Origin of the sequence: Flammeovirga sp. MY04 (assembly GCF_001682195.2) — a bacterium.
Lineage (GTDB): Bacteria > Bacteroidota > Bacteroidia > Cytophagales > Flammeovirgaceae > Flammeovirga > Flammeovirga yaeyamensis.
On record NZ_CP003560.2, the window covers coordinates 1,244,492 to 1,268,152 of the forward strand.

The window sequence follows — 23,661 nt, forward strand, 5'->3', positions numbered from 1 at the left end:
GAACAGTTCCCCAATGCCACTAACATTTGCACACCCTACTTTTATTTTTTTCTTAAAGAATAGAAGAAACCTATCATTTACAGCTTTAATAATAGGTTCTATTATTCCAGATTTCGAACACTTTCTGATTTTCGATATCAGTAATAAATTTGGACATACTATTTTAGGAGTTTTTCTGTTTGATCTACCTTTTGGGTTAGTTGTTTATTATTGTTACAAAACGCTTATTCATCCTTGTTTTAAAGAAGTTATAAGCCTTAACAAAAAAGATAAAGCAAGTAAAGCATTGAGTTTTATACAAGTTCTTAATTCTTTAGGTTTAGGTGTTTTTTCTCATTTGTTTTTTGATGGGTTGACATCAAGGAGTGGTTATTTAGTGAAAATTCTTCCTTTTTTGCAAACGGATATGTTTTCATTCATAGGAAGACATATGACTTTATATATATTCTTATGGTATATTTTCACGACAATAGGGACAATTATTTTAATCGCCTATTTCTCTGCATATATTTATAATGTCAGAAAACATCAGTATAAATTTTATATTAAATGGAGGAACTTCATTGAAGTTTTGAGTTTATTCTTATTCATCTTTTCGATTGCTTTTCACATTAAAGATCCGATTGGTTATTTGAGATGGGGAGTATTAATTGGAGGTAGCCTTTTATATACTGTAGTTGGTTACAGTTTGTACTGGAGATTAAAGACACAATATTCATTATCATCTAATAGAAGCGTTTTTAAAAAGCAGAAGGTCAAAAATTAACTATGCCTATTCCTATTGCTCACCCCATGGCAGTTTTGCCCATATTTCGTTATTCCCATATTTTATCAGTATCCGCTTTAATCATAGGAAGTATGGTGCCTGATTTTGAGCATTTTTTAGAGCTAAGAGTAAGCGATAAGACTGGACATACCATTCTCGGCGTGTTTATCTATGATTTACCCGTTGGAATTATTATTTATTACATCAACAAATGGTATTTAAAACCTATTCTAAAAATTGTGAGTCCAATTCGGTTTAGGCAGTTTTATCATCCTGTAAAGCGTTATACTTTTTTGCAAATTGTTCTTTCTCTATTAATAGGTATTGCCACTCATTTCCTTTTGGATGCTGTAACAGGAGAGGAAGGTTATTTTGTAAAGGATCTTCCATATTTATTTACAGAGGTACAAGTGACTTCAAGTGTTCGAATGAATATACATTTAATTATATGGATATTCGTATCAATATTTGGAGCAATGAATTGCTTTTGGATGATGTTTATTGCTTTTGATTATAAAAAAACAGTAGCTAGATTTCGTCTTCACTATTGGTCAATTCAATATTTTGTTGAAGTTTTTTTATTAACGGTAGTTATCTGTATCCTTAGATACTTTTTGATGGGAAACCCATATATCCTGTGGAATTGGGGTATAGTCATTGGTGGTGCGACTTTCTTTTCCTTCACTTTGATAAGTATGCGATGGAAGTTTGCACAGAAAGGTTATTTTGGCTTGCCTAAGTTTTTATCAAATTATAAAGGTGTAGCATTATATACCCAAGAAAATAAAAAAGGAAGCTCTCCCGAACTTCCTTAATATTTTTTATCAAATGAATCAATTTATGTGATTGCAACCGCTGCTAATATGCCTAAGACATCAGCAGTCATGTATCTGAAAAAATTTTGGCATTTGATTCTATTACTTGATTTATCTCTTCCTAGATCTATCATCTCTATTAATAAACTAGTAGTGATAGCTCCAATAACGAAATATTTATTTCCTGAAAATAAAAAGGTGATCCAAAAACAGAATGTAAAGTGGAAGAAGGTTTCTCTTCCCAAAAGCATTACTGATTTTTGTCTTATTTGGTGTATTGTAGTTGATAGCTTGTCCATGTAAATATCGACTTAATTAGGTTAATCTCTTTTTCGAGTAGTCAATTAAATTTACTAACTAAATTGAGTTTTTGTTAAATGATTTATGAGTAATTGGGTTATTTTAAAATTAATTAAGTCGATAACAATCCATAAAGAATGATTGAGACAAAATTGTCATAAAATGAAGACATTTATTAGAAAACAAAAAAGCATTGTACAGAGGTTAAAAACAACTTCCATACAATGCTTTTAAGTAAAAGCTTATATTTCTACTGAGCTACTAACTTTGATTTGATGACTAAATCAACATCAGACCAAAGTTTACTTTTGCCGTCAGCACCTTTGTGTAGGTCGTAACAGATTTTATTAAGTGCTTCGATAGCTCCTAAAGCATCCCAGTTACTCATATCGATATTACCTTTTAAAAGGATAATGTTATCACTTACTTTAGCATCTAAAGCGACTTCCTTTGTAATTCCATTTAATGCGATATCAACTAATGCCTTACCGTTTGAGAAACTTTTTACAACACCAGTAATTTTAGAAGTGTTGACCATTGATCCGAAGAAATGCTCAATGATTTTACCGTTTCTTGATTTATCGTTGGTCTCTAAACTATTGATTGGAATTTCGAAGGTTAATCCACTTAAAATATCTGATGGATTACTAACAGATTCTTTTGATGTTTTTACTTCAAATTCCTGAAAACGACCACTTACACCAACTTTATCAGTAGTCTTAAATGCAGTGAATGAAACAACAGTTTGTGCTGGATCATAGGCATACGATGAAGCCGTAGTTTCAACTTCTTTTGTGTTCGAAGATTCCGTTTTTGTTGAATCTTTTTTAGATGAACAGCTAAATATACTTAGAGTTAAAAGTACGATTAGAGATAATGAAAGTTTCTTCATGTTTAATATTTGTTTTATTTAGTAAATATTCTGTGTACAGCTATTGTTTTTTGATTTTGCGACTATAACGCTGTAAAGCGATCTCACACTCTAGATTTCCACCTTTATCATAGATTTTAGTGATGCTAGCTTCCACTGGTGAGCGGCTCATTAATCTTGACTTGATCTCAATAGACAAATCCATATCTAAAAATCCAATTTGTTTGTCATTAAGTTTTACCACTTTAATCGCAGAATTATCATAACGGTTCAACTCATCGGGCAGTAATTTTAAAAGTTCACCAACCTTAGTTTTTTTGAGTATATCTTGTCTGTTTTCTCCAGTATCGTCGTTTGGGTAACGAGTACCAGCAACTACAGTATTTAAGATATCCATTTTATTCAAACAAGAAGGGTCATCAAATCTACGCATGTAACGATCGTAGTTGTCTAACTCAATTTTTCGAGCTGCTACTTTTTTTGCTTTTTTGTTTTTATTTTTTTTTCCAAAAATTAGAATCGGTAAAAAAATAATAGCAATAACTATTAATGCTAAGATGATGTCCGTCATGATTAAAAAATAATTTACTCGAAAATAATAGTTAAACTTAGTTCTAAAAAAAATGAATCTATATTTTTAGTAAAATGTGTTATATTTATATCAATATTGAAGATCAGAAGGAGATTAGCAAACGAAACTTTTTAAAATTAGAATATGGAAATTATTATTTCAGTTATTGGTTTAGTGGTGTATTGGTACTTATCCAACTTAGGTAAGGATAAGAAAAAGACACCTCCCAATAATATTATAAATAACGAAAATATTGTTCCTCCAAGAAGTTCAGAAGAGGGATTCGAACAAGCTCCAAGAGAACAAAGATCTGCTCCATCAGAGCCTTCATCATTTTCTGAATTATTAGGTATGTTGTCAGATAATGTAGCCTTTGAAGAGCATAAGAAAGCTAGTAACCCATTTGACCCTGAAAGAGCAGAAAGACAATTGGAGGAAGATTTAGAAGAATACAAACCAAAATCCATGATATCAAATAGAACGTACAACGACGGATATCAATGGAAAGACGATTATGCAAGGGATAATAAACCAACTTCTATAGTTAGTAAAAAAACTAAAAAGACTAGAAAGAGAAAGAAATCAAATACAGCAAAACTATTTAAAAGCCCATCAAGAATAAGAGATGCTTTTGTAATGAATGAGATTTTGCAAAAAAAATACGAATAGAAAAAAGCCTGTTGAATTGATAATCAACAGGCTTTTTTGTATTGATGCTTTATAACTCAGATAATTCGTTCTTAAACCCACCAGATAAAATTGGGAATCTACACCAAGTTTTAGGATCTAAGTTTTTATCATCTAAATGGAAGGAAGGAGCATATCTTTCACGCTTCCATTGGTTTCTACTCCAAAGTTGGAAGAATTTCTTCACCCATGCTATAATTGTTTCTCTAGAAGCATCAGGATGATTTGCAGAAAGGAAAAGCTGACATTCTTGTGGTGATTTTTTATCACGAATGGCTAATTTCTCAATCTCTTCCAAGATATCATAAGGCATTAAATCTGCCTCATCTGTTTGTTTTGAATCTTTTGGTCGTAATTCAGCCGTTGGTTGTTGATCATTGACCAATTTTAATTCCGGAACATTCCATTTGTTATCCAAACCATTTGTTTCCATCCATCTTAACCAACTTCTCAAATAATTCTTGTCGATACCTGCTATTGGGCTTAAACCTCCACTCGTATCTCCATCCATAGTGGCATAACCCACAGCAGCTTCCGAACGGTTAGATGTGGATAATAATAAAGCACCATTGATATTCGCTAGCATCCACACGGATGGGGCACGAACTCTGGCTTGTATATTTTGAAGTGTGATATCGTCTGTATCCCAACCTAATTTTCTGTCAATGGCGCTTTCTATGGCATTTAAGTAACCTTTATACATCGGGTTAACATCAATGGTATGGAAAGTGGCACCAACAGCTTTAGCCAATTCAGTAGCAGCATTTAAAGTAACATCACCACTATTTTCAGTCGGTTGATAAGCAGTTGTCAAAATCTTTTCACAAAGTGCTTTATCGTCCTCACAATCTGATAATGCAGAGAAATAAGATAGCTTCGACTTAAACCCTTCTAACCCCAAATCTTCGATACCCATCTTAATCATTAAGTGAATAAGGGTAACAATGGAAGAAGAGTCAGCACCTCCAGAAAGAGAAACAACATATCCTTTGGAGAAACTTTTTCGCATATAATCAAACAAACCTAAGGCGACAGCTCTACCAAATTCTTCTTCTTTAATATTATCTGAATGTTCCCATGATTCTTCTACGGGAAGGTGTTTTTCAGGAGATGTACGAGGAATTGTAAAGTCATCTTTCACCACTAGATGATTTCCAGTACCTGTATTTGAGGTATGACTTTGAATTTGAGCCAATCGAGCAATATCCAAATCAAATGTAGCCGTAGTCACTTTGTAGTTATAGAACGCAAATCGCTTACTGATTGATAGAAGCTTACCTGACAATGCAATCATCACCCCGCCATCATAGATAGCACGACCCGATTCATTACCTAAAAGATTGGCATAGATATATCCTACACCAAAGGCTCTAGAACCTTCTAAAACAAATCGTTTACGAACATCAAGTTTATCAAATGCGAAATGACTTGCAGATGGATTTAATATAATATCAACCCCTTGATGATACAAAGTTCTACCAGGACGGTTCGCTACCCAAGCATCTTCACAAATTTCAAATCCAATTTTGACACCATTGACATTAAAAATCAAATCGCCAAAAGGGAAGGGGGTGTTACCTAAAATAGAAGCATAGCTATCATCAAATTCGATAGTAGAAAATTCACCTTCCACCCATGGAGTAAACCAACGTGGTTCATAATGAATTCCGTTCCCTGCCAAATGTTTCTTAGCTACAAAACCTTTTATTTTCTGATTAACGATTAATACTACTGTATTATAAAGCTTGTTTTTAAATCTTAGAGGTAAACCCACAGAAATGACAAGATCTTTCGTTAATGGGAGTATTTTCCCTAATATTTTTAAGGCTTGATGCTCTGTATTTGGTGCATAAAAAGCATCCTCACATCCATAACCTGTAATCGATAATTCTGGTAAACACAATATGGAAACGTTTTGCTTTTTAGCGGTTTCAATTGCGTTTTTTATATTTTCAAAATTGTTATTCCAATCCAATGGAGTCTGATTTAACTCAGCCCCAGCAACTTTTATAAGGTTTGTCATCTATTTTTTATTTTGATGTAAAAATAATCAAAATGTGAGGAAATACGGATTAAAAATAGAAAAAGCTCTCAAAAATGAGAGCTTCGTAATATTTCTTTTTGTCTTCTCAAAATTTTGAGAAAACGTATTCACCAATTAGAGTAAGTGTGCAATTTGCGTAATCACAAAGCAAACTAAAAATCCCATAATCACAGGGAGAATAGAAGCTATTGTTGTCCATTTAGTACTACCTGTTTCTTTATATATTGTATAGATTGTTGTACTACAAGGATTATGAATCAAACTAAATAACATCACATTAATTGCCGTGAGGAAAGTCCAGCCTCCTGCTACCAGCACATCATGTGTATTGCTCATTGATTCTATTTCGAACATCACGCCATTTCCTTCACCATATCCAACAATATTGGTCGTCATCACTGTAAGCATAAGAATTGTTGGCATAACGATTTCATTGGCAGGGATGGCTAAGATATAAGCAAGTAATATCACACCGTTTAAGCCGACGATCCAACCGAATTGATCCATTCCTTGAATCATCCATAAAGCAATACTTTGATCTCCAATTGTAATATTACTGACTAACCATATCACTGCACCAGCAGGGGCTGCAAATACACAGGCTCTCCAAAGAACAATTAAAGTTCTATCGATTAGGGAAGTATATATGGTTTGAAGAATACGTGGTTTTCTATAAGGTGGAAGTTCCAAAGTAAATGAAGAAACTTCACCTTTAAGGAATGTTTTTGAAAGGAACAATGAAACTAAGAAAGTCAATCCGATACCCAATAATGCCACACCAATAACGGCACCCGTAGCCACTAAAGTTTTATATTCATCAGGTACAATGGCTCCAATAAAGATACTTGATAACAGAATCTGAGTAGGCCAACGTCCGTTACATAATGAAAAGTTGTTGGTGATAATTGCAATCAAGCGTTCACGTGGAGAATCAATTATTCTGGTAGCCACAACACCTGCAGCGTTACATCCAAAACCCATCGACATGGTTAAAGCTTGCTTACCGTGTGCCCCAGATTTTCTAAATAACTTATCCAAGTTGAAAGCGATTCTAGGTAAATATCCTAAATCTTCCAAAATGGTAAACATGGGGAAAAAAATCGCCATAGGAGGTAACATCACAGAGATTACCCATGCAAGGCATAAGAAAACTCCATCAATTAAAAACCCGGATAACCACCAAGGCATCACTGCTTCCGCTTGTGCCCTTAGAAATACATAGACATTATCTAAAAGGATGGAAGCTAAAAACTCAGAGGGTACATTAGATCCTACAATAGTTAACCACAATACAATGGCAAGCACCAAGAACATAATGGGGAATCCCCATATAGGACTTGTCACTACTCGATCAATTGCACGGTCTAAGTTGAAATTCTCCTTTTCGTGATCTTTTAGTACAGTTTTCTCTGCGATTTCTGCAGCATTTGTATAAATACTTTCAGAAAGCTTATCATGAAATTCTTGTCCGATTTCCCAACGTGTTTCAGCGGCTTCAGAAAGTAATTGATTAATTTGATCTTCTTTATTCATTCGTCACTTATTTATCATTGATAAATTCACCATTCTCAATTGCTTTGATAATATCTCGATCTCCATCAAGCAATCGAAAAGCGATCCAACGACTATTAGGAAGGTTAGGATAGAGTTGTTCTATTTTATCCTGAATCCTTTTGACTTCCTTTTCTATTTTTTTAGGCACATTTTTGATGCGATGAGGGGAGCATTTGATTTCTCCTTTGGCCACTTCATCAACCGTTTTCAATAAATCGGCTATACCGATACCTCTTAAAGCAGAAGTAGCCACTACAGGTATGCCCAATTCTTTTGATAAAGTACGCGTATCTATTTCTATGTTGTGTCTCTTTGCTTCATCAATAAGATTGACACATAGTACCGCTTTATCTGTAATTTCTAATATTTGAAGTGCAAGATTGAGGTTTCTTTCTAAACGTCCAGCATCAACAACAATAATGGTTACATCAGGCTTACCGAAAAGAATGAAATTTCTAGCGATTTCTTCATCTTCCGATGTTGACATTAGAGAATAAGTACCAGGTAAATCGATGATCTTATATTTTGATTCATCAAAAATATACCCGCCTTCGGCACGACCTACAGTTTTGCCAGGCCAGTTACCCGTATGTTGTTTTAGTCCGGTCAAACTATTAAAAACAGTACTTTTCCCAGTATTGGGATTCCCTGCCAAGGCAATGACATAATCACTTTTCTCTATCTCAACACCTAATCTTTTTAATCTTCCTTGTGGATTCTGACCGCAAGTATCACAAGGAGAGTTACTTTTATTGCTGCTCATCTTGATTTACTTTTTTGATTAAAATCATATTCGTTTGTTCCTTTCTTAAAGCAATTAATGTATCTCTAATGAGGAATGCTTTGGGATCTCGCATAGGACTAACCATACTTATTTCAATATTAGATCCTTTTACAAAACCCAAATCCAGTAATCTTCTTCGATTTATACCTCTACATTCTTGAGATAAACTATAGATTATTGCTCTTTCGCCAAGTTTTAAATCAGTTAATCTGTTGATGTTTTTCGGTAAAACTTCAGCAGTTTCTATTATAACTACCTGAATGTTATTTAGTTCATTTTCTGAAAACTCAAAGTTTCTACTTTCAGAAGTATAAATCAATTTATCTTTTGTTGATTGAATACTTAACAATGAACCGATGTGAATATCCTTTTTAAGAAGTTCTAGATATACCTCTTTAGGTTCATCCTCAATATGAATGATCTTCACTAAAGAATTTTGTTTGATTTTGGATAGGGGCCTTCCTTTTAATTTAGGTAAAACGCCATCTTTTGTAGGGATAGGATCTCCATGTGGATCGAACTTAGGGTAACCTAGTTCTTTATCCATCTGATCCACTTCTTCATCGGACAATAAATGTTCTTTACGTTCCGCTTTGCTATGCCAATTTTCTTTAGAGAAACCCGTTTTTTCAGCTAAATATTTTTCGTAAATCCTATGCTTACGAATCAGTTGAATAGCCTTAAAATGACCGCTTTCCTCAAGTGAAATTTGTTCATTAGTTGATTTTATATCTTTCTTATCAAATAAAGATTGAAGTGCATTGTTGAATGCTTCATCAGAGACATTGACTAATTCATTATAAATATCTTTTGCTCTAACTTCTTTTTTATCCTCTTTGATTTTGAAAAGTATTTTTAAAATATCCTCTTCAATAAATTCAAGAGGGTATTTATCAAATTGTTTTTTGAACCAATTAAATATTGTATTCATTTATTTTAATAGTAATGTAGTAGATCCGTAATTCGGATAGTAATGACCTATAGTAATGAGATTTATCTTATCAAATATAGGTTTACACAAATATACATAATATTTTTTAGGCTTGTCTAAAAATTAACTTAAATACAAAAAAGGCAGCCATTTCTGACTGCCTTATTATCATTTATTTGATTTAAAATTATATGTCTATAGATTTGACAATATAATTCATTCAAATATAGGTTTATAAATCGAACGCTAAACCAACATTGAATCCCCAATATTGTTGAGCAGAGTAATTTCCTGCTTCGAAAGCGTAATTATACTTTACATTAGTGTGTAAGTAAATAGAAGATCCAATTGGTACAAGGACACCTACTTCTGGCGCTACTTGCATGTGCCATTGTTTTCCAACTGAAGCCATTGAGCCCATTTGATTAGTGTATTCATAATGAGCAGCACCAATACCTGCACCTACATAAGGACGAATTCCTCCTTGTGGTCCAAAATAGTAATGATAAGTGGCCATAATTGGAAACTGATCAATGTAATTGTACTCTTGCCCTGAGATGTGACCGTTTTCTCCTGGTAACTCTACCGTATTATATCCTTTATATTCGTAGAATCTTTGATACCCTAAAGAGAAACCAACACTCATTTTTGGATTAACAAAATGACGGTATTCTAATGTTCCACCTCTAAAACTTGGAGCATCAGTAAATGCTTGAGTTTCTCCCATTGGAGCAGCCATACTATATTGGAAAGATAGAATCTTTTCCTGTGCGAATGTTGTTGCAGTAAATCCAATCATAGCAACAACTAATGTGATGATTTTTTTCATATGAGTATTAGTTTGAGCCATTTGATTGAATGTAAGGTGATTGAGTAAACATTTGCTTAATGTTTTTCTCTACTCTCATGATTTCATTAGCTGTGTTTGTAGTATAACCATTAGTTACACCTTCCCACATAATAGGATACTGTACTTCTTTTTCGTCAGAAGGTAAGTGAACTGGGATGTTTTCTGCAATTTCTACTAGCACTGTACCTTTTTGGTAAGCATAGATACCTCTAACAGGGTAACCCCATCCTGGATATCCCCAACCTGGGTAACCCCAACCTGGATATCCCCATCCTGGGTAACCGCCCCACCAATCCCACCAAGTATAAACACTTGTAGTGGTAACAGAGTAACAAAGAACTACCATATCTGGATGGTCGTTACTTGTTTCTTCAATAAAGGTATAACCTTTAGCTTCCATTTCAGCTCGTGTGGTTTCTAATACCTTAATGTCAAATTCTGTGGGTTCTGTGATTGTTGTATCACCTACGTGTACAACTTTCCAAGGCATCCCGAAAGTTTTCTTTTCCGAGAATAGTTCTTTTTTTTCAGGGTCATAATTGGTGATAACGACATCATAGTCGGAAACATATTCTGGTCCTTGTCTGGAACAGCCTATCAACATGATTGAAAAAAACACAAGCATACCAAATGCTTTGGATCTTAGTTTGTTCATTGTCATGATAGTTGTGATGGTTTAATAAAATTAGATTTAATTTGTTATACTTTTTACGACAATGAAGAGTTCATTTTGGTCAGTTTTTTTACCTTTATTTAAGTTTGCTTAATCTATTTTGGGTTATTAAAGAGTATTTAATTTAAGTTATTGGCTTTTTATAACATAATAGGCCTATCTGTTTGATAAGCCTATTTATTAATTATTGATAAAAAATCTTTGTAAGTCAATTAAAATTCCAATTGTTCTAAAGTTAATTCACTTCCGAATATTTTTTGTAGTACAACTAACGCATTTTCCTTATGTTCTGGTTTGATATGCATGGCTAGAGTAAAGAAGGCACTTGTTAAAGCCGCTAAATCATCAGTAAAGCCTATACCAGGGGCAATATCTGGAATAAGATCAATAGGAAGGATGAAATAACCTAAAGCACCCATAATAACTAATTTTGAAGTATTTGGTGTGTCTTCATCCAGCATTGTGTAGTAAAGTGTAACGGCATAAAAAGAAAGTTTAATCCCTGCTTTCTTTGCATATTTCATTAATTTTCTCCAAAACTTAGCATCTTTAAATACACTACTGAATTTTATCAGTTGCTCGCCAGTAATCTTTAATATCTCAGTTTTATTCATTTGGTTTATTTCATTGATCTCACCAACTAATATACATAAGCTTTGTCAGACGAAAAAGATAATTCTTCGTACATATGAAGTTTTGTAAATAAAAATGCTGAAAATAAAAGAAGAGGATTCCCTTATTTTCAGCATTTATGGATTTACACTCTTTAAAGTAGATTATTTCTTACTCTTATACAGTTGGAATCTATTTACCGGCTTTATCCTCGGGAAATGATTATTTGATGTATCAATATCAGCGGTTTCTCTGTTAGGATCTAAGAAGAAAGCAACGACCTCTTGATCTGTAACAAATACTTTTGATACTACTAGATCATCTTTTTTCCAGATTTCAGCAGGAATATATCTCTTTTCTGTAGTCCCGTCTTTATATTTTAATTCGATAATGATAGGCATCACTAATCCACCTATATTTTCGAAGTCTACCTGATAAGCAAATTTATTGGCAGCAATCCACTCTTTGTCCTTATCATTTAAAGAAGAAGCATATTTTTCATATTTCATTTTGTCTTCTTCTGTTACTTCGTATTTATCATATGAATTGTAGAAATCTTTTAGTTCTGGTTTTTTATCTACACGAGTAACTAAACCTGCTTTTTCATTATTGATTTCTGTGATACTTGGTTTTTTATCAGCTTCTTGTTGTTTCACTAAATTCATTTCCACTTCTGGATTTTGAGTGTCTAATGATAAAGCTTTTACTTCTTTAATACTGATATCACAAGCTTCAGTAGTATAGAACCATCCTCTCCAGAACCAATCAAGATCCATTCCCGATGCGTCTTCCATTGTTCTGAAGAAATCGGCAGGGGTAGGGTGCTTAAATTTCCATCTTTGAGCATATTCCTTGAAGGCATAATCAAATAGTTCTCTACCCATTACTGTTTCTCTCAAAATGTTCAAGGCAACTGAAGGTTTTGCATAAGCATTCCAACCAAATTGCTTGATAGATTCAGAATTGGTCATAATTGGAGAAATACCTTCTGGATCACCTTCCATATATTCAATGATATTATCAGGGAATCCTTCCATAGATGGATAGTTCTTTTCCCATTCTTGTTCTGCAACAAATTGAAGGAAGGAGTTCAAACCTTCGTCCATCCAAGTCCATTGTCTTTCATCAGAATTGACGATCATAGGGAAGTAGTTGTGACCCACTTCGTGAATAACCACCGATAACATTCCGTATTTAATTCTTTTAGAATAGTTGCCGTCTTTATCCTGACGACCGTAATTGAAACAGATCATCGGATATTCCATACCATTATTGGCTTCGACAGAAATAGCAACAGGATAAGGGTATTCGAAAGTCATTCGAGAATATACCTCAATAGTATGAGCAATTGCTTCTGTAGAATAACGATTGTATAAGTTATAGGCATCTTTTGGATAATACGACATGGCCATCACAGTTTTACCGTTTTGCTCAACGCCCATGGCATCCCAAATGAATTTTCTTGAGGAACCAAAAGCAAAATCTCTTACATTCTCTGCTTTATAGTGCCACATTTTGGTACCTTTACCTTTTTTCTTCTCGTTTTTAATTGCTTCTTTTTTTGTAACAATCTCAACAGGTTTTTCACTTGTTTTTGCTTGTTCTAAACGTTCTCTTTGAGTTTCTGAAAGAACTGAAGAATCTTGTAATACACCTGTAGAAGCGACAATATGATCATCAGGTACGGTGATTTTTACATCATAATCTCCAAACGTAAGAGCAAACTCACCACGTCCAAGGAATTGTTTGTTTTGCCATCCATTCACATCGTCATACACTGCCATTCTTGGGAACCATTGAGTGATTGTGTACAATGTATTACCATCTTTAAAAGTTTCGTAACCACCTCGGCCACCCATAAGCGATCTATCATTGATATTATAGAACCACTTTACTTTAAAAGTATAACTATCACCGGATTTTAAATCTTTGGGAAGATCGACCCTCATCATTGTTTGATTGATAGTATAAGGTAAATCTGTTCCATCAGCATTTTTTACTTCTAGAACTTTATGACCACCATCGTAATCAGGGAAACCATCAATTCTATTGAAGTAAGAAGCATTGGCTTGTTCCTTGATTTTATTTTGTCTGATCTTATAGGTGCTTGAGTTGGTTGCTCTCATGTTTTGGTCCAATTGCACCCATAAGTATTTGATGTTATCGGGGGAGTTATTGGTATAAGTTATAGTTTCTATACCATGTAACTGATGTTTTTCTTCATCTAATAAAGCCTCGATGGTGTAATCGGCTTTTTGTTGCCAGTATTTATGACCTGGAGCACCGCTACCTGTACGAAAGGCATTTGGTGTAGGAAGTTCTTCGTCTAACTGCTTAAATTTACTATTATTATAGGCCTCTTTTTGGCCAAAAACTGTAGATGATAATAAGAGTAAGCTAGAAAGAGTGAATAGTTTGAAATGTGCTTTCATAGTAAAAAAAGAATGCCTCATCATTTTTCAATAATGAGACATTCTCAGTTATATTATTTCTTGTTTTTCTTCGCCTTTTGCATTGGGTTTAATCTACCGCTATCATAAGTTCTTGGTTGGTTAGCACCAGACTTATATAATTTGAAACGGCTTACCTCAGGCTTTCTTGGATAGTAGTTGTTCTCTGTATCAATATCAGCTGTTTCTCTGTTTGGATCAAGAACAAACTGTGTTACCTCTTTTTCAGTAACAAATACTTTTGAAACTACTGTGTCATCCATTTTCCAGATTTCAGCAGGAATATACTTTTTCTCAGAAGAACCATCTTCAAATTGAAGTTCGATGATGATAGGCATTACTAGACCACCTACATTTTCAAAATCAACTTGATAAACAAAATGCTTAGAAGCTAACCATGCTTTATCCTTTTTATTCAATTGAGATTGATACTTTTTGTAGTTATCAAAATCTTCAATATTAGGATCAAGTGGATCATAGCTGTTGTAGAAGTCTTTTAATTCAGGTCTCTTCTCAACTCTAGTAACCAATTTTTCCTCTTCGTTATGAATAGTTGTGATTTGCTTAGGTTGATTATCACGTTCTGCTTTTTGTTTTGCACTTTCAGCTTTTGGATCTTGAGTATCTAGTTCTTTTACGATAACATTCTTAATCGAAATATCTACCGCTTCAGTAGTATAGAACCAACCTCTCCAGAACCAATCTAAATCTACTGCAGAAGCATCTTCCATTGTTCTGTAGAAATCAGCTGGTTTAGGGTGTTTGAAAGCCCATCTCTGTGCGTATTCTTTAAATGCATAGTCAAATAATTCACGACCCATAATTGTTTCTCTCAAAATGTTTAAAGCAGTGGCAGGCTTACCATAAGCGTTATTACCAAATTGCTTTAATGATTCAGAGTTAGTCATGATAGGAGTAATATTATCTTTTTCACCTTTCATGTAAGGAACGATATTCTCAGCAGGACCTCTTCTTGATGGATAGCCATCTTCCCACTCTTGTTCTGCTAAATACTGACAGAAAGTATTCAAACCTTCGTCCATCCAAGTCCATTGTCTTTCGTCTGAGTTGACAATCATAGGGAAGAAGTTATGACCCACTTCATGGATGATTACTGAAATCATTCCATATTTGATTCTTGGAGAATAAGTGCCATCTTTTTCAGGTCGACCGTAGTTGAAACAGATCATTGGGTATTCCATACCATTTGATGCTTCTACTGAAATCGCTACTGGATAAGGATAGTCGATGGTATATTTAGAATAAACTTCTAATGTATGTGCTACTGCTTCTGTAGAATACTGACCATACAATGGGTTTGCTTCCTTAGGGTAGTATGACATCGCCATTACAGTTTTGCCATTGATATCTACACCCATTGCATCCCAAATGAATTTTCTTGATGAACCAAATGCGAAATCTCTTACATTTTCAGCTTTGTAGTGCCAAGTTTTAGTATCAGAAGCTTGCGTTTTTTCTTTTTTCTCTGCTTCTTTTTGAGTGACGATAACTACTGGTTTATCTGATTTTTTTGCTTCCTCGAATCTTTGCTTTTCAGTGGCAGTTAATACATCATCAGGGTTTTGTAATTCACCAGTTGATGCAACAATATGATCAGATGGTACAGTGATTTTTACATCATAGTCTCCAAATGTTAAAGCAAATTCTCCATTACCTAAGAATTGTTTGTGCTGCCAACCGTTGAAATCATCATAAACGGCCATTCTTGGGAACCATTGAGTGATCGTATAGATTGTATTACCATCTTCAGCAAATGTTTCATAGCCACCACGGCCACCCATTAATAAACGGTCGTTGATGTTGTAGTACCAATCAATTTTAAATGCGAAGTTTTCACCTGACTTTAGTGGAGTAGGTAAATCAATACGCATCATTGTTTTATTGATAGTGTATTTAAGATCTTGACCATCTGCTGTAGTTACTTTTTGGATCTTATGTCCACCATCATACTCAGGGAATCCATCAATAGCTGCTAATTGATTGATGTTTGTCCCTTTTTTGATTTTATTTTGTCTGATTTTGTAAGTGTCAGAATCAGTTGCTCTCATATTTTGATCCAATTGAATCCACAAATATGTAAGTGTTTCAGGTGAATTATTGAAATAAGTCACTGTTTCTTTACCATTCAATCGGTGAAGTTTTTCATCAATTGAAGCTTCGATAACATAATCAGCTTTTTGTTGCCAATATTCAGCTCCTGGAGCACCAGAACCTGTTCTGTATACGTTGGGAGTAGGTAGTTCTTCGTCTAACTGTTTGAATTTGTTGTTATTGTAGAACTCTTTCTGTCCATATGCAAAAGGAATACAAACCACTGAAAAAAATAGGATTGCAATCTTTTTGATTGAGTTTGTCATAGAGATGGAAGGTTGCTATTAAAAATTGAGTAAAATAAAAAAAAGACTTTATCATCTATTTTCTTAATCAGAAATGTAGGTATTTTCGATGGTATACATTTCCATTAATCCTTGCAAGATGCTAAAAAAAACTTATTTAATGATACTATTTATTGTAAAATCTGTTAATTACATATCATGTTTTAAAGAGAATATTTTAGCTATTTCCTCAACAGTTTTATAAAGGTTTTCTTTACCTAATGATAGCATATCATCAAACCCTCTAAACTTTTGGTTGATATTGAATATACTGTAAAAAGGATGCTCTATATTGGTTGACAATTTATTATTACCAACCAAGGCTAATACAGGTATTTTTAATTCATTTCCTTTTATTGCTACTTGATATGGAAGTTTACCATACAGACTTTGATCATCAATCGTACCTTCTGATGTGATAATTAAATTTGTATCAGAGAGTTGATCTTCAAAACCTGAACAATCCATCACAAATTCACTTCCTTTTAATATTGTGGCATTTAAGAAAGCCATAAAACCTCCAGCAGTTCCTCCGGCAGCACCACTTCCAATAGCATCATGAACTTCAATACTTGTCGCTATTTGTGTGAGGTCGGCTGCGTGGCTTAAATTATCATCAAGAACTTTAATGTCTTCTTGATTAGCACCTTTTTGAGGACCGAAAACATGAGCGGCCCCATTTTTTCCTAATAATCCGTTTTCAACGTCCACAGCAATGTAAAAAGAAATACCCTCTATTTTATTTAGTAATTCTTGAATATCAAATGTTCTGATTGAAGATAAGTTGCCTCCGTTGGGTTGAATAGGAGTTCCGTCATCGTTAAAACAAAGTAAACCCAATTCTGCCAATGCTCCCAAACCAAAATCAGTTGATGCACTACCACCTAGACCAATAATTATTTCCTTACATCCATCATTAATCGCCTGCATCATCACTATTCCTAAACCTCTACTGCTAGCTTCTAAAGCGTTTCTTTTTCCTTCATTGATATCGGCTAACCCACAAACAGATGCCATTCCTATTACTGCAGTCGCATTGTTTACTTTGTAATAACCAGAAGTATGTGGTTGGTTTAATGCATTCACTGTGGCCACTTCGTTCCATGTCCCATTTTTATATAAGGCAATAACATGATCAAAATCGTCACCACCATCGGCAAGTGGTAGACTGACAACTTCATCGTTTGGTCTATTATTTAACCATGCCTCTTGTATAATATTGGCAGCCTCAATAGACGAAATACTACTTTTAAAAGCATTAGGGGCAATTACTATTTTCATGTTATTTTAAACTATAAATATTTCCAGGCTTTAAACGAATAATACCTCTTAATTCAAGTTGTAGTAAGAAGCCTGACAATTTAGGAATTGGCGTTTGAAGTTGAATAGCTAATTCTTCTATGTGATATTCGTTTTCTTTCAATAAATCTACAATAGATAATTCATCTTTCGATAAATCTGAGGTATCAAATAGCGTTTTTTGTGTATTATTTTTTTCTTGAATATCCCAGTTCATCATTTTGATAATATCATCAGCAGAAGTGTATATTCTAGCTTTCTGATATTTAATAAGATTATTACATCCTTCAGCTAATTCATCATTTACCTGTCCGGGAACAGCAAATACTTCTTTATGGTAGCTATTAGCAATGTCTGCAGTGATTAGTGCACCACCTTTCTTTTTTCCTTGAATAACAATGATGACATCAGATAATCCTGCAATAATTCGATTTCTAGCAGGGAATTTAGGCCCATCAGGTTCAGCGTCCATTAAATTCTCAGTAATAAGACCACTATTATCGTCCTTGATCATTTCCAATGCTGTGTTTTTATGTATGGAAGGGTAGACTTTATTCAAGCCATTTGCCATTACACCAATTGTTCCTACTTTATAACTTAATGAAGATTTATGGGCTTGTATATCAATTCCATAAGCTAATCCGCTGATCACAGATATATCTTTGAATTTTGATAAATCTTCAATCAGTTTATTGGTAACTGATTTACCGTAATAATTAGCAGATCGAGAACCTACAATTCCAATTGTTTTCTTGGCGTAAAGTCCTTTCGCTTTTCCTTTTACATAAATAAGATAAGGAGAGTCTTTTTGGTATTTTAAACGTTTTGGAAATTCATCATCGGTATATGATAAAACCCGAACATTAGCACTTTCAATTTTTTGGACCTCAAGATCAATTTTCTTTAAATATTTTTTTGAGATACCAATTGAGTGAATCGTATGTTCTCCTATACCGCTTACTTTTTTCAGTTGAGTAGGAGAAGATTTAAATACATCTTCAGCAGATCCTAAATGACTTATTAATAATTTACTTGTAGCACCTCCAATTCCTTGGATGTTGTTAAGCCATAGTTCATAAAATTTGGATTCAGTGATGGTCATTTTCAGGTATTATTTGATTCGTTAAGAAATTATTTGTTAAATATAGTGTCATTTGTTTTAAATAAAAACAATAATTGAAATATTATTTAGCAATAATATTGAAAGGTAAAAAGTTAGTTATAGTATCAATCTAGATAATTTTATAAATAAGTTAATTAATGATGAAAAGAGTAATTGCATTGAAGCATAACTTCATTACTAATGAAAAGGTAGGTATTAAAAAACGGGCAATGCTTTTGAATATAAAATATCAGATATATCTGGTAAATTAATTGAACAAAAAGCAATGCCCGGAAATGATGTTATCCTGATCTCTGTTTTAAATAATTACTTTATTTATAGAAATAGGAATAACTTATATGTTGAGAAGCAAGCGAAACTATGATTTTCTTATTTCTTCAATTTCAACTGTCAATTGAATAAAATCATCTACACTTAAAGCTTCAGCACGTAGAGAAAATATATCCTTTTTAAGGAAGTCAGCAGGAAGACCAAATGGCTTCATTGCATTTCTTAATGTTTTTCTACGTGTTGAAAAAGCTTGTTTAACTACCTTGAAGAATAATTTTTCATCGCAAGGCAGGGTTTTTCTATCGTTTCTTTTTAATGAAATTACTGCAGAATCAACTTTTGGAGGAGGATTAAATACCGTTGGGGGTACAGTGAATAGGTATTCGACATCATAAAATGCTTGAACTAGGATAGTAAGAATACCAGCAGTCCTTCCACCTGTTTTACAACAGATTCTTTCTGCTACTTCTTTTTGAATCATACCCACACATTCAGTAATCTGATCCTTATGTTCTAGTACTTTAAAATAGATTTGAGTAGAAATATTGTAAGGGAAGTTACCAATTAATCCTACAGGGTGAGGAGCGATTTTATCAAAATCTAGTTTAAGAAAGTCACCACCAATAATTTGATCCTTTGGTAAACCTACAACATCTCTTAAATAGTCTACAGATTCGGTATCTATTTCTACAACTGTAGTTTTTATATCATTTTTATTCAGCAAACGAGTAGTTAAAACTCCAGTACCTGGACCGATCTCATAGATTTCTTTATATCCACCATATTGAGTCATTGCATTCACAATATCGTCTGCGATTTGCATGTCTTCCAGGAAATGTTGTCCTAAATGTTTCTTAGGTTTTACGTTGGCCATAAATGATAATTTTATTATGCTTAAAATAGGGATACAAAAAACACCCTTTTATTTTATTATTACAAATTCAATAACAAACAGATACAGAAATTAACCACATCGAAGTAGGGTAAAGATCTAAATTTAGATGATGATGTGCTTGTCTTTCTTTTTGCTCACCATAAATTTTAAAGAGGTTACCTTATCGTCATATTCCAAATTGATGATGTACATGCCATCCGTTAGATAAGGTAATGTTAAAGGATATTTGTTCCAACCTTTATTCAGTTTTATATATTTTCTCTCTAAAACGTTATTACCAATTAAGTTCATGATTTTGATATCAAGTAACTTTTTATCGTTGGATAAGATCTCTACATTTATTTTTTGATCACTTACAATTGATGGAGAAACACTTGCCTGAATTGGAATCAAATTATTGAAAACAACATTATTATATTCAGTATCATGTTTACCTTGAATATCAATATATGATATTGCCCAACCCCAATTGTTTTTTGATTTTGTGGAGGAAAGCTCAAATCTAAAATATACTGTGTCTTGGGGACTAAAGTGCTCTAATAGATTAATAGAATGGGGGACTTCTAAGTTTTGAGATCCCATAGGATCTTTTTTATTGATCGTAAATGTCCAATCAGTATTAAATGAAGCATTATAATTCCCACTAATATTTTTCCAATGAACAAGGTCTTTTGAAGCCTGTATTGAAACATGGTCATTCGTATCAATTAATGCGATGTCCTTATAGTAAAGTGTACTAGTATAACGGTCTAATACTATTGGAGATTTTAAATACGAATACTTTGTTTCATTTACCTTGTATGGGTGTTCAGTATGTAAAGAATATGAAAACCCTGGTGCAGAAAACTGATTGAATAAATTTCCAGTTAGTTTATTTTCAACGGAATCAGACTTGTGGTCAAAGTGAAAATGAGAAACAGAATTACCAAATTCAAAAGGTGAATTATTAGAAGATCTAGAAGTATAAGGAAGTGAGTTTTTGTACCCAATAACCGATAAATCACTTAAAACATCTTCAGTCTTGAACTTCACGTAATTACCGGTTATCTCTATTTTACCGCTATCAATGAGTTGTCCTTTATTATAAAATTGCAGGGAATCATATTGACTTACGTTTTCCATTTCAACGATTAACTCTTTTTGTTTATCATAATAACTACTAAGAATTTTAGGTTGTAAGGATACATCTAAATGAAGACTCCATATTCCTTTTCCTTGGCTGCCTATAAAAATGCTGTTATCTCTATAATGTATATTAAATACAGAAGTGGCAGGGAAATTACTTTTTAATCTATGCCAGCTTTTTCCTCCATCTAATGTTTGGAATAGGCCAATTTCGGTGCCAGCCCAAAGAATTTGATTGTTGTATGGAAATACAAAAAGGTCATACACTTGTACATTCGGTAGCGGGTGTCGAGACGTATTTGCGTATCCAGAAATATCTTTCCATGTCTTTCCATAATCATCTGTCTTAATAATTTTTGGAGAGTCATTAAAAGCAAAAGTGATATAGGCAACATTAGGCAGAATTGGGTCGGATACAATCTTTGAGATTTGTCCAAGACTTTTACCATTGTATTTAAAATCGCTTGTTGCTGTAAAAGTTAAACCACCATCTTTTGATACATGAATTCTGTTGTCTTCCGTTATCTCACTACCTGCCCATATAATTTTAGGATTGACAGTAGAGACATTTATATCCATGTAGTCTGTTCTCTTCCATAACTTATTTATTGGACTTAACATCCATGAGTCTCCAAAGTTTTCTGAAAACCAAACACCACTTTCACCAATTGTATACAATAAGTTGGGTTGATTTGGAGCATCGACAATTTTACTGAAAAAAGGTGCCGCTTCATCAATATCTAATAAATCATTTCCTACTTTTTTAAACGAAAAACCTCCATCTAATGAGCGAAAGAAATGATTATTATATATACTTCCTATAAGTATATCAGGATTAGATTGATGCCATATCACATCAAATCCATCACCGGGTAATCCTCTTCTGTATTTACTTGAAATACTAGGATTAGTAGGAGATACCCATGATCCATTTTCTTGAGTTCCACAGAAAAATTGATCCTTATAAGGATGTTTATCAATATCAAAAAAATGAGTGGAATGAAGACCATATGAAGCAAAATTCCATGAGTTGTCTTTTTCTCCAGGTTGATGATCTCTTTTACTCATGTAGACACCTCCATCAGTAGCTGTAAGTAATTGGAAACTGCTGTCTTTCTTATTATTAAGGATTAATAATTGATGATGATCAGGATGTAATCCTTTAATATTCGACATACCTGACCATTGTAGAAATTGGTTTGGACCATCAAATTCTGAATAAGCATCAGAAATAGGGCTTAAAATAGCTTGTCCGGTTTCAAAATTTCTTATGGATAATTTATTGATATTTACTCCTCCAATATAGAATGAGTATGTTTCATAAGGATGAGGAGTGATAAAATTATTATACCAACCTTGACCTCCGAATAATTGATTAATTGGACTCTCAAATTGCAATCGTTTCCAAGAGTTTCCATTGTCCATAGATACATAGAGTATTGCTTGTTTACTACCTTTTCCAGTAGTAGAGGCTAAAACGATAGAAGTATTTACAGAAGCAAATGCCAAATTGATTCTACCTGACATTTTGAAATTGTTTCCAACTTTACCCCAAGTTCTACCTGAGTTAATACTCTTAATAATTCCTTGGTTTTTAACTCCAGCTAAAATCACTTTGAAATTATTAGGTTGATATTCTAAGGCTTGAATAATAGAATTTGATTCATAAACTTCTTCCCAATTTTCACCTTCATCCTTTGTTTTCAGAATGAATGATCTTAATGTATTGTCATTTATCCTTTGCGTTGTCCCGATAAGAAGTGTTTTATGATCATTTGGATCGATAATAATAGAGGTTATTGCTTGAAATTTTTCATTCTCCAGCGTATTCTTTACTATTTGCCAAGTATTACCATTATCAGTACTTTTTAGTAAGCCATTGCCAGATTGTATATATCTTTTACCATATGCTTCACCGGTAATTGCATAAAATATCTGTGGTTGAGATGGAGATTGGATAATTTTAGTTATCGGAATATTTGGTAAAGAATCGGTTACACAAGTCCAATGCTTACCTCTGTTTTTTGTTTTCCAAATGTCACCTTCAGCAGTTGTAGCTAACCAAGTATTATCATTAGTATCAAATTTGTCTGATACTATGCTGTAAATTGTTCCAGATACGTTTGTTGGTCCATTTTTAGCCCAAACAATTGAATCAAAATAAGGGTTACTTTCTGATACTTGATGTGCTTTAATTTCTGCGTTTTTATATCCAAGTGGATAATTAGATTCATTATTCCCTTTTTTCGTACTCAAAGTATTTTTCATCTTTAAGAACTTTCCAGGCATATCAGCCCTTATAATCTTATCATTAAGTTTATAAGGATTTGGTTCTGTATCGGAAAAACTATATTCATTTATGAAAGGTGTGTCATCTACAGGGGCATAAAAAGTAGAGTAGATCCAAAAACCCACAACAGAAGATAATATTAGAATATATATAAAATAGTAAAATCTCTTCATCGGCAATTGGTTTACTACCTGTTCTAAAAAAAGAACACAATTAATTTGATTTTGAAGTTTGTTATCTTGTTATTCTTTCAAATAATTCAATAAATCCTTGATTATTTACAAAAATACTTAATTTGAATTGGTATATCTAACGATGATAATATTCAAGGAAATCATTTAAACAATATTAACCT

Annotated in this window: 19 protein-coding genes; 3 read left to right on the forward strand and 16 right to left on the reverse strand. The window is 33.3% G+C overall.

Annotated elements, in window-relative coordinates:
* Nucleotides 1–13: 13 nt before the first annotated feature.
* Both MY04_RS04985 and MY04_RS04990 read left to right on the forward strand, forming a co-directional pair.
* Nucleotides 14–766, forward strand: coding sequence for a DUF4184 family protein (locus MY04_RS04985; RefSeq protein ID WP_066207213.1), 753 nt, complete (start codon nucleotides 14–16; stop codon nucleotides 764–766).
* A 2-nt stretch (nucleotides 767–768) separates the two neighbouring features.
* Nucleotides 769–1,581, forward strand: a complete 813-nt coding sequence (locus MY04_RS04990) for a DUF4184 family protein (RefSeq protein WP_066207216.1) — start codon at nucleotides 769–771, stop codon at nucleotides 1,579–1,581.
* A 23-nt stretch (nucleotides 1,582–1,604) separates the two neighbouring features.
* On the opposite strand, the gene MY04_RS04995 is transcribed toward MY04_RS04990, so the two are convergent.
* The 3 genes from MY04_RS04995 to MY04_RS05005 all read right to left on the reverse strand — a co-directional run bounded on the left by MY04_RS04995 (nucleotide 1,605) and on the right by MY04_RS05005 (nucleotide 3,323).
* The gene (locus tag MY04_RS04995; protein WP_158297571.1) at nucleotides 1,605–1,880 is read right to left on the reverse strand and encodes a hypothetical protein; all 276 of its coding nucleotides are present in this window, start codon (nucleotides 1,878–1,880) and stop codon (nucleotides 1,605–1,607) included.
* 251 nt (nucleotides 1,881–2,131) lie between these two features.
* Nucleotides 2,132–2,773: a YceI family protein gene (locus MY04_RS05000; protein ID WP_066207220.1), complete on the reverse strand. Its 642-nt coding sequence runs from the start codon at nucleotides 2,771–2,773 to the stop codon at nucleotides 2,132–2,134.
* 40 nt (nucleotides 2,774–2,813) lie between these two features.
* The gene (locus MY04_RS05005; RefSeq protein ID WP_066207223.1) at nucleotides 2,814–3,323 is read right to left on the reverse strand and encodes an HIRAN domain-containing protein; all 510 of its coding nucleotides are present in this window, start codon (nucleotides 3,321–3,323) and stop codon (nucleotides 2,814–2,816) included.
* A 144-nt stretch (nucleotides 3,324–3,467) separates the two neighbouring features.
* Between MY04_RS05005 and MY04_RS05010 the strand changes: the two genes are divergently transcribed.
* Nucleotides 3,468–3,992: a hypothetical protein gene (locus MY04_RS05010; RefSeq protein WP_066207225.1), complete on the forward strand. Its 525-nt coding sequence runs from the start codon at nucleotides 3,468–3,470 to the stop codon at nucleotides 3,990–3,992.
* Between the two features lie 49 nt (nucleotides 3,993–4,041).
* Here MY04_RS05010 and nadE read toward each other — a convergent pair whose 3' ends face one another.
* The 13 genes from nadE to MY04_RS05070 form a co-directional block, all read right to left on the reverse strand.
* Entirely contained in the window at nucleotides 4,042–6,033 is a 1,992-nt protein-coding gene (gene nadE, locus MY04_RS05015; RefSeq protein ID WP_066207228.1) for an NAD(+) synthase, read from the reverse strand.
* Between the two features lie 135 nt (nucleotides 6,034–6,168).
* Nucleotides 6,169–7,587 (reverse strand): ferrous iron transporter B, encoded by a 1,419-nt coding sequence (locus tag MY04_RS28080; RefSeq protein WP_205960497.1) that lies wholly within the window; start codon nucleotides 7,585–7,587, stop codon nucleotides 6,169–6,171.
* A 7-nt stretch (nucleotides 7,588–7,594) separates the two neighbouring features.
* The gene (locus MY04_RS28085) at nucleotides 7,595–8,371 is read right to left on the reverse strand and encodes a FeoB small GTPase domain-containing protein (RefSeq protein ID WP_205958145.1); all 777 of its coding nucleotides are present in this window, start codon (nucleotides 8,369–8,371) and stop codon (nucleotides 7,595–7,597) included.
* On the reverse strand, nucleotides 8,358–9,323 hold the full coding sequence (locus MY04_RS05025; protein WP_066207233.1) for a metal-dependent transcriptional regulator: 966 nt from the start codon (nucleotides 9,321–9,323) through the stop codon (nucleotides 8,358–8,360). Before MY04_RS05025 ends, MY04_RS28085 begins: the two co-directional genes overlap by 14 nt.
* Before the next feature lie 232 nt (nucleotides 9,324–9,555).
* A complete protein-coding gene (locus MY04_RS05030) occupies nucleotides 9,556–10,152 on the reverse strand; it encodes an OmpW family outer membrane protein (protein ID WP_158297572.1) in 597 nt (198 codons plus the stop codon).
* 7 nt (nucleotides 10,153–10,159) lie between these two features.
* Nucleotides 10,160–10,828, reverse strand: a complete 669-nt coding sequence (locus tag MY04_RS05035; protein WP_158297573.1) for a DUF4136 domain-containing protein — start codon at nucleotides 10,826–10,828, stop codon at nucleotides 10,160–10,162.
* A 230-nt stretch (nucleotides 10,829–11,058) separates the two neighbouring features.
* Complete coding sequence (locus MY04_RS05040) at nucleotides 11,059–11,460, reverse strand: YkvA family protein (RefSeq protein WP_084005776.1); 402 nt, start codon at nucleotides 11,458–11,460, stop codon at nucleotides 11,059–11,061.
* A 162-nt stretch (nucleotides 11,461–11,622) separates the two neighbouring features.
* Entirely contained in the window at nucleotides 11,623–13,890 is a 2,268-nt protein-coding gene (locus MY04_RS05045) for a M1 family metallopeptidase (RefSeq protein WP_066207245.1), read from the reverse strand.
* A gap of 53 nt (nucleotides 13,891–13,943) precedes the next feature.
* Nucleotides 13,944–16,286 carry a M1 family metallopeptidase gene (locus tag MY04_RS05050; protein ID WP_066207248.1) on the reverse strand — a complete coding sequence of 781 codons (2,343 nt, stop codon included), beginning with the start codon at nucleotides 16,284–16,286 and terminating at the stop codon, nucleotides 13,944–13,946.
* Nucleotides 16,287–16,454: 168 nt separating this feature from the next.
* Nucleotides 16,455–17,585, reverse strand: coding sequence for a glycerate kinase (locus tag MY04_RS05055; protein ID WP_066207250.1), 1,131 nt, complete (start codon nucleotides 17,583–17,585; stop codon nucleotides 16,455–16,457).
* A gap of 1 nt (nucleotide 17,586) precedes the next feature.
* Nucleotides 17,587–18,705 (reverse strand): DNA-processing protein DprA, encoded by a 1,119-nt coding sequence (dprA, locus tag MY04_RS05060; RefSeq protein WP_066207253.1) that lies wholly within the window; start codon nucleotides 18,703–18,705, stop codon nucleotides 17,587–17,589.
* A gap of 379 nt (nucleotides 18,706–19,084) precedes the next feature.
* Entirely contained in the window at nucleotides 19,085–19,870 is a 786-nt protein-coding gene (gene rsmA / locus MY04_RS05065) for a 16S rRNA (adenine(1518)-N(6)/adenine(1519)-N(6))-dimethyltransferase RsmA (RefSeq protein ID WP_066207256.1), read from the reverse strand.
* A 123-nt stretch (nucleotides 19,871–19,993) separates the two neighbouring features.
* Nucleotides 19,994–23,479 carry a WD40/YVTN/BNR-like repeat-containing protein gene (locus MY04_RS05070; RefSeq protein WP_066207259.1) on the reverse strand — a complete coding sequence of 1,162 codons (3,486 nt, stop codon included), beginning with the start codon at nucleotides 23,477–23,479 and terminating at the stop codon, nucleotides 19,994–19,996.
* Nucleotides 23,480–23,661 lie beyond the last annotated feature (182 nt).